Annotated in this window: 11 protein-coding genes and 1 pseudogene; 7 read left to right on the top strand and 5 right to left on the bottom strand. The window is 73.0% G+C overall.

Annotated features, from left to right (window positions below):
- Nucleotides 1-296: cbb3-type cytochrome c oxidase subunit I (locus AB0H53_RS24480; protein WP_362117158.1), on the bottom strand; the 296-nt coding region annotated here is incomplete at its 3' end.
- Between the two features lie 335 nt (nt 297-631).
- On the opposite strand from AB0H53_RS24480, the gene AB0H53_RS24475 reads away from it, so the two are divergent.
- A complete protein-coding gene (locus AB0H53_RS24475) occupies nt 632-1,831 on the top strand; it encodes a hypothetical protein (protein WP_362117155.1) in 1,200 nt (399 codons plus the stop codon).
- 10 nt (nt 1,832-1,841) lie between these two features.
- Entirely contained in the window at nt 1,842-2,432 is a 591-nt protein-coding gene (locus tag AB0H53_RS24470) for a hemerythrin domain-containing protein (RefSeq protein WP_362117152.1), read from the top strand.
- A gap of 112 nt (nt 2,433-2,544) precedes the next feature.
- Here AB0H53_RS24470 and AB0H53_RS24465 read toward each other — a convergent pair whose 3' ends face one another.
- Nucleotides 2,545-3,030: an SPW repeat protein gene (locus AB0H53_RS24465; RefSeq protein WP_362117149.1), complete on the bottom strand. Its 486-nt coding sequence runs from the start codon at nt 3,028-3,030 to the stop codon at nt 2,545-2,547.
- Nucleotides 3,031-3,475: 445 nt separating this feature from the next.
- Here AB0H53_RS24465 and AB0H53_RS24460 point away from each other — a divergent pair, with 445 nt between their 5' ends.
- The 4 genes and pseudogenes from AB0H53_RS24460 to AB0H53_RS24445 all read left to right on the top strand — a co-directional run bounded on the left by AB0H53_RS24460 (nt 3,476) and on the right by AB0H53_RS24445 (nt 5,613).
- Nucleotides 3,476-3,679: a cold-shock protein gene (locus AB0H53_RS24460; protein WP_018489699.1), complete on the top strand. Its 204-nt coding sequence runs from the start codon at nt 3,476-3,478 to the stop codon at nt 3,677-3,679.
- Between the two features lie 251 nt (nt 3,680-3,930).
- A pseudogene (locus AB0H53_RS24455) lies at nt 3,931-4,719 on the top strand (DEAD/DEAH box helicase); the annotation flags it as partial.
- Between the two features lie 214 nt (nt 4,720-4,933).
- Nucleotides 4,934-5,284, top strand: coding sequence for a hypothetical protein (locus AB0H53_RS24450; RefSeq protein WP_362117173.1), 351 nt, complete (start codon nt 4,934-4,936; stop codon nt 5,282-5,284).
- Nucleotides 5,285-5,355: 71 nt separating this feature from the next.
- Nucleotides 5,356-5,613 carry an SCO5918 family protein gene (locus AB0H53_RS24445; RefSeq protein ID WP_362117146.1) on the top strand — a complete coding sequence of 86 codons (258 nt, stop codon included), beginning with the start codon at nt 5,356-5,358 and terminating at the stop codon, nt 5,611-5,613.
- A 76-nt stretch (nt 5,614-5,689) separates the two neighbouring features.
- Here the strand turns inward: AB0H53_RS24445 and AB0H53_RS24440 are convergent, their stop codons facing one another.
- The 3 genes from AB0H53_RS24440 to AB0H53_RS24430 form a co-directional block, all read right to left on the bottom strand.
- Nucleotides 5,690-5,974 (bottom strand): hypothetical protein, encoded by a 285-nt coding sequence (locus tag AB0H53_RS24440; protein ID WP_362117143.1) that lies wholly within the window; start codon nt 5,972-5,974, stop codon nt 5,690-5,692.
- Nucleotides 5,975-6,281: 307 nt separating this feature from the next.
- Complete coding sequence (locus AB0H53_RS24435; RefSeq protein WP_362117140.1) at nt 6,282-6,614, bottom strand: glyoxalase superfamily protein; 333 nt, start codon at nt 6,612-6,614, stop codon at nt 6,282-6,284.
- 38 nt (nt 6,615-6,652) lie between these two features.
- The gene (locus AB0H53_RS24430) at nt 6,653-7,000 is read right to left on the bottom strand and encodes a metalloregulator ArsR/SmtB family transcription factor (protein WP_362117138.1); all 348 of its coding nucleotides are present in this window, start codon (nt 6,998-7,000) and stop codon (nt 6,653-6,655) included.
- Between the two features lie 179 nt (nt 7,001-7,179).
- On the opposite strand from AB0H53_RS24430, the gene AB0H53_RS24425 reads away from it, so the two are divergent.
- Nucleotides 7,180-8,526: an NAD(P)-binding domain-containing protein gene (locus AB0H53_RS24425; RefSeq protein ID WP_362117170.1), complete on the top strand. Its 1,347-nt coding sequence runs from the start codon at nt 7,180-7,182 to the stop codon at nt 8,524-8,526.
- The last annotated feature ends 45 nt before the right edge of the window (nt 8,527-8,571 follow it).

Here is an 8,571-nt window from a genome sequence, read left to right as displayed (position 1 = left end):
GCGTTGGCGAACCCGGCGAACGTGGGCGTGGCGAACAGCAGCAGCATCACCGTGCCGTGCAGGGTGAACGCCTGGTTGTACTGCTCGTTGCTGAGCAGCTGAAGACCCGGGCGGGCCAGTTCAGCCCGGACCACCAGAGCGAGCAGCCCGCCGAAGAGGAAAAAGGCGAACGAGGTGATCAGGTAGAGATTGCCGATCTTCTTGTGGTCCGTCGTGGTGATCCAGGCGACCACCACGCTCCCCCAGGTGCGCCCCTGGACGGGAACGGGGGTGACAGGCTCTGTCGATGTGGCCATACGAATCCTCAGAACGCGACACGGCGGGCAGGAGCGCGGCAAGGTTCCCCATTGCGGCGGTATCACACGCTAGGGAAAACGACGCGCCGCTCCTCGGTGGACTGGCTCGTTTTCCAAAAGACATCTCATACGGCTGGAAGGCGCGCGACACCACGCACCGCCCGGAAAGGGCGCCGAATGGTCCGGACGGCTGACAGAACGGCGGCCCGGACGCGCCTCGTCGGGCCGGTGGCCGGTAACGCGCAGCATGGCCAACGCTCCGTCAGATCCGCAGTTCGGCAAGCGGCTGAAGGGGTATCCGGGAATTCCGGACCTCGTCCGTCATGGAGGCACAGGTGACTTTCAACCCTCTTGAGCAACGCGGAATCCCGCTCGACCGCCAGATCAGGAACTGGCGCGAGCTCGACGTGACCCCGATCGACCCCGACCACTGTGACCCGTACACCCGATGCCGGATCATCACGATGAACGGCATCGAGGTCGAAGCGATCATGTTCAGCCACCAGCTGGCCCGCAACACCGTGGACCCGGAGGTCAAGCGGCAGCTCGCCCAGGTGCGGTACATCGAGGCGCAGCAGCAGAAGGCCGTGAACTGGCTGCTGCCCGGTGTGTCGTCCGTCCTGGAGACGACCATCGCGTACGAACAGGTCGCCGTGGACCTCACCGCCTGGGTCGCCCGGATGGAGCCCGACCCGTACCTCAAGCAGGCGTACCAGTTCGGCGTGCTGGAGGACTTCGACCACCTGTACCGGTACGCGAACCTGTACGAGATGATCGAGCACCGCAAGGCGGAGTCCATCGTCGACCAGCTCACCGAGGTCATGCCGGGCCGCCCGACCAAGTTCCACCACCGCGCCCCGGCGGACAACGTGCGCGACCCGTACGACCGCACGCGCACCGACCCGCTGTCCAAGCTGCACGCGCTGACGATCCTGTCGGCCGAGCAGCAGACGATGAACTTCTACATGAACACCGGCCCCACCTACATGGAGCCGATCGCCCGGCAGCTCTACCAGGAGATCGGGCTCATCGAGGAGGAGCACGTCACCCACTACGAGTCGCTGGTCGACCCGGGTGAGACGTGGTGGGAGCAGCTCGTCAACCACGAGTACAACGAGTGCTACCTGTACTACTCCTTCATGGAGCAGGAGAGCGACCCCAAGGTCAGGGCCGTCTGGGAGCTGCACCTGAACATGGAGCTGGAGCACCTGCACGTGGCCTGCGACCTGATGCGACGGCACGACGGGCGCGAACCGCAGGAGGTGCTGGCGCCGCAGCTGCCGAACGTCCTCACGTTCGAGCCCAACAAGGCGTACCTGCGTGAGCTGCTCGCCACGCAGATCGACCTGACGACGCTCGGCGCCGGATACGTACGGGACGCGCACGAGCGCTTCGAGCGGATGCAGGAGCAGATCCACGGTGGTGAGGAGCCGCCCAGCGAGCGGGTCATGGCGCAGCACGACCAGGCGTTCGGCCGTGAGTACCGCCTGGAGACCGAAGGCGAGCACCCCGACCCCGCGCTGCGGGAGAAGTGAGGCAGACCGCATGTCCGAGACGCACACCCCGCAGGCCGGCGAGGACCACGCCGCCGACAACGACGTGGTGGCGCTGCTGACGCGCCAGCACGGTGACATCCGCAACCTCTTCGACGAGGTCGAGCGGAGCACCGGGGACGAGCGCCGGGAGGCGTTCCGCCGCCTGGTGCGCCTGCTGGCCGTCCATGAGACGGCGGAGGAGGAAGTGGTCCACCCCTTCGCGCGCCGCGGCATCCCCGGTGGCGAGCAGGTGGTGGAGGAACGGCTGACCGAGGAGCGCTCCGCGAAGGAGACGCTGGCCGCCCTGGACGACATGGACTGCGACGACCCCAAGTTCCTGCCCCGGCTGCTGGCCCTGCGCAGTGAGGTGCAGGACCACGCGCGGGCCGAGGAGCGCTACGAGTTCCCGCACATCCGGCGCGGCGCGGACGCCGCGACGCTGGCCACCATGGCCAAGGGCGTCAAGGCGGCGGAGGCCATGGCGCCGACCCGCCCGCACCCCGGCGTGGAGTCGGCCGCGGCGAACGTCGCGCTGGGCCCCGTCACCGCTCTGATGGACCGGACGAAGGACGCCGTCCGCAAGGCCATGGGCCGCCACTGAGCCGGCCTCCCGGCCGGGAGCAGGAGGCGAGCCCGGCGGGCGTGGTGTCCGGCGCCCGCCGGTCCCGCCGGCCGGCTCGTGGCGGGCGGCCGGCCCCGGGCCGCCCGCCCGCTCACCCGCCGGTCCGCCGGCCGTGCCCCGGCCCGTCGTCCCCGGCCGCCTCCCGGGCCTCCTCCCGGCGGGTGGCGCGCAGCAGGAGCAGCGACAGGGCGGCGAGCACCATCAGGACGGTGCCGGCGGCCACGTCGAAGACATGCGCGCCGTCGAAGATCACGGTGTTCTGCAGACTCAGCACCCACGGTGAGGCGATCAGCCACGCGCCGGCCGCCAGGATGATCAGGTCCGGCCACTTCCCCGGGTGCCAGCGGAACCGGGCCAGGGCGAGGAACAGGACGATCATCCCCACCCCCAGCTCGTTGCGGTGGGCGTCCTTCGCGTCGTCGGGCCGGCCCACCACCCACGGGGCGACGAACAGCGCGACGGACGTCAGCAACATCAGCAGGCCGATGAGCTGCTCCCGCTGCCCTTCCCGCAGCACCCGCCGGCTACCGGCCGGTGGCGAGGAGCGGGACGTGGAGGAGGCGCTACCAAAGGTCATGATCGGCTCCCTTGCTCGGGGGTGCGCAACCGGTGTCCGGGTGACGCGCAACCGGGTACCCATCGGGCGATCGCCAACCACACCGGCGCCCGGGCCCCGGCCGGCGGCCGGGGCCCGGGCGCCGGCCGGGGCCCGGCCGGCGCCGGCCGAACGGGAATAAAATGGCGTGTGAAGAATTCGAGGCGGCCGGATCCGGGCGGCGGGAATATTTTCGTTGTTTTCAGCCGGGTCCGGAAAAGCCTGTACAGAGTTGTCGGCCCGTGCTACGGTCGATACCAGTTGCAGTTGTGGTTCCCAAAAAACTCATGTGCTTCCCCGCGCTTCCATGCGGTGGCAGCACTTTCGTATTTTTCCGGTGTCATTTCCGGGCGGGGCCATCATCGCGGCGACTCGAGGCGGGCACAGTGCGCGCCCCAGGGGACTGCCCCGGCAAAGGAGATATGACATGGCTACTGGCACCGTGAAGTGGTTCAACTCGGAAAAGGGTTTCGGCTTCATCGAGCAGGACGGTGGCGGCGCCGATGTGTTCGCCCACTACTCGAACATCGCCGCCTCCGGCTTCCGTGAGCTGCAGGAGGGCCAGAAGGTGAGCTTCGACGTCACGCAGGGCCAGAAGGGCCCGCAGGCCGAGAACATCGTTCCCGCCTGATCGCGGACGCGCACGACACGAGCTGGGGCCCGCACCTTGGGGTGCGGGCCCCAGCTCGTCGCTTTTTCTTCTCCGGCGCGCCGGCACTCCACCGGCCGGAACACCCGGCACATCGAGCCGCGCCCGGACATATGCGCGTATGGGTGCGACGCGTTCGGCTCTGTGCATCATTCGACTCGTTCCGGAGATTCTCCGCGCTGTCCATCGCGCCGGTAAATCCTCGATACGTGTCATATCGAGGAAGGCTCGCCATGAATCGAACAGCCCGCACGGACGAACAGACCCCCGGTGCTTTCCGGGGCTTCAGCATCACCCGCCCGCACGGAGTGGTCTCCGGAGCACCGGCCGGTGTCCGGTTCGCGCCGCCGGCCGCCCGTACCGCGGCGCTGCCCGTTCCCGCCGTCGCCTTCGCCGGACTGGGCCTGCCCGATCCACTGCTGGCGGCGCTGGGCGCCGAGGGCATGTCCGTGCCGTTCCCCGTCCAGGCGGCGACCCTGCCGGACGCGCTGGCCGGCCGGGACGTCCTGGGCCGTGGCCGTTCCGGCTCCGGCAAGACCCTGGCCTACGGCCTGGCGCTGCTCGCCCGCACCGCCGGGCGGCGCGCCGAGCCCCGCGAGCCGCTGGCCCTCGTCCTGGTACCGACCCGGGAGACGGCGGAGCGGGTGACGGACGCGCTCACCCCCTACGCCCGCGCCCTGAGGCTGCGCCCGGCCGTCCTCGCCGACGGCCTGCCGATCGGCCGTCAGGCCCGCATCCTCCGGGACGGGGCCGACGTCGTGGTGGCGACTCCCGGCCGGCTCGGGGAGCTCGTGGCGCGCGGCGACTGCGGCCTGGACCGGGTCGCCGTCACGGTCCTGGACGAGGCCGACCAGCTCGCGGACAGGGGCTTCATGCCGCAGCTGACCGAGGTGATGGACCAGTTGCCGCGCCGGAGCCAGCGGATGCTGTTCTCGGCCACCTTCGACCACGAGGTGGACCTGCTGATACGCCGGTACCTGCGCGACCCGGCGGTCCACCTGGTCGCCCCCTCGGCGGGCGCCGCCGGCACCGGGGCGACCCGCGTCCCGCGCCCCCGGGACCGGCGGCGGTTGGCGGGGCACGGCACGGCCGCGTGAGCCGGCACCCATCCCTGACCACCGCCGGGAGGCCCCTTTGACGCCCTCGACCCCCTCGACGTACCCCCGCACGCGGCCGTCCGCGCCACCGCACGCCTACGGGCGGACGGGCCCGTACGGCGGGACGGCGGCCGACGCCATGGGCCCGTGCGGGCCGCAGATCGGCGACGACATGGTCGTCGATCTCGCGCTGTCCGTCCTCACCGCCGCCGGTGTGCCGCACCTGCTGGTCCGTGACGCGGACGGCCGGTGCGCCGGCCTGGTGACCCAGGCGCAGCTCATGACGGCCCACCGCGCGCGGCCGTCGGGCGACTCCTGGTACACCGACCTCACCCGGCTGCGGGACATCGTCCACGACCGGGGACCGTTCCTCTCACCCGTCACCTCCCTGCGGGACGCCGAGCCGGCCATGCGGGGCCGGGCCCAGTGGGCGTCCCCGGTGGTGGACGACGAGGGGTACGCCCTGGGCGTGCTCGTGCTCTCCGGCTGAGCCGTCACCGTCCGCGTTCCCGACCTTCGAATCCCTTCCCTGCCCCCGTGCGCCGGCCCTGTGGAGGAACCATGCGCTGCGTCATCGCCCGCTTCCCCTTCGACTTCGTCAAGAGCGAGGTCCAGGAAGCGATGAAGGGCATCAAGCCCGAACCGCTCACCGGTGCCTGTGTGGTCATCGGCCGCCGTACCTACCCCGTCAAGCAGGTCGGCGAGGTGATCACCGGGCAGGACCGACGGGACTTCACCGCCGGTGAGGTCACCAGGGCGCTCGTCAAGCTGGGCTTCACCTGTCTGCCCGAGCCGCCCGTACAGGAGCCGCGGGACTGACCGGGGTCGTCGTCGGCGGGCGGGGGCGACCGGCGGGCGCGTTCGGCCCGGGGCCCGGGCTCCGGCCCGCGGGGGCTCAGCCCTCGCCGCCGTCCCGCTCCCCAGGGCCGTCACCGGACGGCGGCCGGCTGGCCGTCAGCCACGACCGGGCGGGCTCGACGCTGCGCGTGGTGTCCACGGAGAGGTGGAGCCGCGTCCCTCCGTCCGGGCCCGCCGGGTAGCTGCGCTGCTCCGTCGAGGCGAAGCAGCGCCGCAGCACCTCCGCGACCTGGCGGGCGGTCTCGGGTGAGGCGGCGACGATCCGGACCTCGGCGTGCCCGGCCGACGGCAGGGACGGGGGCGCGGGTTCCGTGGAGTTCACGGCGTCTCCCTTCATCGGAACCGGCGGGCGCGGCGTGCTTTCCGGCGTCGGCCGGGGGCTCCGTCGGGGGGCTCTCACTGTACTCCGGGCCCTCCTGCCCCCGTGTGAGCGCCGTACCCGTCCTCGGGTCACGGACGCGGTCGCGGCGGGGCACCGCACCCGGTCACGGCTCCGGCGCCGGCCGCGCCGGCCGGGCGCGGGATCGAGGCGCTCGCGCCGATCGCCCGGGGCCTGCCGAACGCGGGGATCGCGGCGGCCGGTGGCCGAGCGGAGCGGGCCCGGGCGGGGTGACGGCAGCGGTGCCGGCTCAGCCGGCGGGGGTGCCCACCCGGATGCGGTTGCCGTCCGGGTCGCGCAGTTCGGCCTCGCGGCCCCAGGGGAGGTCCTGGGGGGTCACGCCGAGTCCCGCGGTGACGGCGTCGACATCACCGACCCGCAGGTACACCAGCGAGCCGGGCGGGGCGTCGCCCCGGTGTTCCGACAGGAACAGCCGGACCGCGCCGCGCGCCACCTCGACGAACGCAGGAAAGCCCGGCTCGAAGCGGTGCTCCCACCGCTGCTCGAAGCCCAGCCGCGCGTACCAGCGCGCCGCCGCGCCGGCGTCGGCGACCCGCAGTACGGGGATCGCCTCCCCGTCCACGGCGCGGTCCCGTGCCGGCGGTACGCCGTCGCCGCCCACTAGAACAGCCCGCCCATCGCGGCGAGTACGGCAGGGTCGACCCGGTAGTACACCCACGTGCCGCGCCGTTCCGAGGTGAGCAGCCCGGCCTCCTTCAGCTTCTTGAGGTGGTGCGAGACCGTCGGCTGGGAGACCCCGACGTCGGAGATGTCGCACACGCAGGCCTCCCCGCCCTCGTGGGAGGCGATGGCGGAGAACAGGCGCAGCCGTACCGGGTCGCCGAGCGCCTTGAACATCCGGGCGGTCCGCTCGGCCTCCCGCGCGGTCAGCGGCCGTTCGGTCAGCGGTGGGCAGCACGGCGTCACGTCGGCGGGCTCCGGCGGCGGCAGCGTTCTGGCGTTCGGCATGGGTCCATGCTGACACACACCACTTCGATGTCCGTCTATGTTGACAGCCATCGAAGCTGGAGTGATGCTTGCGGTGTCAGGGTATCGACAAACGTCGAAACAACGAGGAGTCCGCCGTGAACGTTCCCGCCGCACCCGCCGACCGCCCCACCCCCGCCGCACCCGCCGCCCCCGGCCGGGTGCCCGGCCTGCCCGTCGTGGTCATCGGGGCCGGCCCCGTCGGACTGGCCGCCGCCGCCCACCTCGTCGAGCGGGGCATCGAGCCGCTGGTGCTGGAGTCCGCCCCGGTCGCCGCCCGGTCGGTACGGGAGTGGTCCCACGTACGGCTCTTCTCGCCCTGGTCCGAGATCGTCGATCCGGCCGCCGAGAAGCTCCTGGCGCCGACCGGCTGGGCCCGCCCCGACGACACCGCGTACCCGACCGGCGGCGACTGGGCCGAGCGGTACCTCCAGCCGCTCGCCGACGCCCTCGGCGACCGGGTCCGCTACCGCACCACCGTCACCGGCGTGGCCCGCGCGGGCCGGGACCGGGTCGTGGACGCGGACCGCGACCGGCAGCCCTTCACCCTGAACGTGACCGCCCCGGACGGCACCGAGGCGCGGGTCACCGCCGGGGCGGTCATCGACGCCACCGGCACCTGGGCCACTCCCGGTCCGCTCGGCGGGAACGGCCTGCCGGCCCTCGGCGAGCGGGCCGCCGCCGACCGGATCTCCTACCGTGTCCCCGACCTGGCCGACCCGGCCGTCCGGGCCCGGTACGCGGGCCGGCGCACCGCCGTCGTGGGCTCCGGGGCCTCCGCCTTCACCGCCCTGGCGGGACTGGCCGGACTGGCCGGGGCGGAGCCCGGCACCCACGCCGTGTGGATCCTGCGGCGCGGCCTGAGCGCCGCCACCTACGGGGGCGGCGAGGCCGACCAGCTCCCCGCCCGTGGCGCGCTCGGCCTGGCCGCCCGGGCGGCCGTGGCGGCCGGACACGCCTCCGCGGTCACCGGGTTCCGTACCGAGGCCGTCGTACCCGACGGCGAGGGGCGGCTGGTCCTCGTGGCGGAGGACGGCAGGCGCACCGAGCCGGTCGACGAGGTCATCGCGCTCACCGGCCTCCGCCCCGACCTGTCCTTCCTCTCCGAGCTCCGTGTCGCCCTGGACGAGCGCCTCCAGGCCCCGGCCGCCCTGGCGCCGCTGATCGATCCCAACGTGCACTCCTGCGGCAGCGTCCGGCCCCATGGCGCGAAGGAGCTGTCCCACCCCGAGAAGGGCGTCTACCTGGTCGGGACGAAGTCCTACGGGCGCGCCCCGACCTTCCTGGCCATGACCGGTTACGAGCAGGCCCGCTCCGTCGCCGCGGCGCTCGCCGGTGACACGGCCGCCGCCGGGCGCGTCGAGCTCACCCTGCCGGAGACGGGCGTCTGCGGTGGCGCGGGCCTGTTCGACGCGGCGGAACCCGCCCGGGCCGGCGGCGGTTGCTGCGCCGCCCCGGTCGCCGTCGGCGCGCCCGCGGCGGACTCCGCCGTGCCGGACGGCCACTGACCCTCCGGGGCGGCGGCGGGCGCCGGAGCGCGCCCGGCCGCACTT

Origin of the sequence: Streptomyces sp. NPDC050856 (assembly GCF_040653855.1) — a bacterium.
Taxonomy (GTDB): Bacteria; Actinomycetota; Actinomycetes; order Streptomycetales; family Streptomycetaceae; genus Streptomyces.
The sequence above is the reverse complement of the archived record's forward strand: the minus strand, read 5'-3'. Positions and strand labels throughout refer to the sequence as shown.

Coding starts and splice junctions, on each gene's coding strand:
- AB0H53_RS24445 (WP_362117146.1), top strand. CDS start 5,356: ATGCGCTGCGTCATCGCCCGCTTCCCCTTCGACTTCGTCAAGAGCGAG.
- AB0H53_RS24450 (WP_362117173.1), top strand. CDS start 4,934: ATGGGCCCGTGCGGGCCGCAGATCGGCGACGACATGGTCGTCGATCTC.
- AB0H53_RS24470 (WP_362117152.1), top strand. CDS start 1,842: ATGTCCGAGACGCACACCCCGCAGGCCGGCGAGGACCACGCCGCCGAC.
- AB0H53_RS24460 (WP_018489699.1), top strand. CDS start 3,476: ATGGCTACTGGCACCGTGAAGTGGTTCAACTCGGAAAAGGGTTTCGGC.
- AB0H53_RS24465 (WP_362117149.1), bottom strand. CDS start 3,030: ATGACCTTTGGTAGCGCCTCCTCCACGTCCCGCTCCTCGCCACCGGCC.
- AB0H53_RS24430 (WP_362117138.1), bottom strand. CDS start 7,000: ATGCCGAACGCCAGAACGCTGCCGCCGCCGGAGCCCGCCGACGTGACG.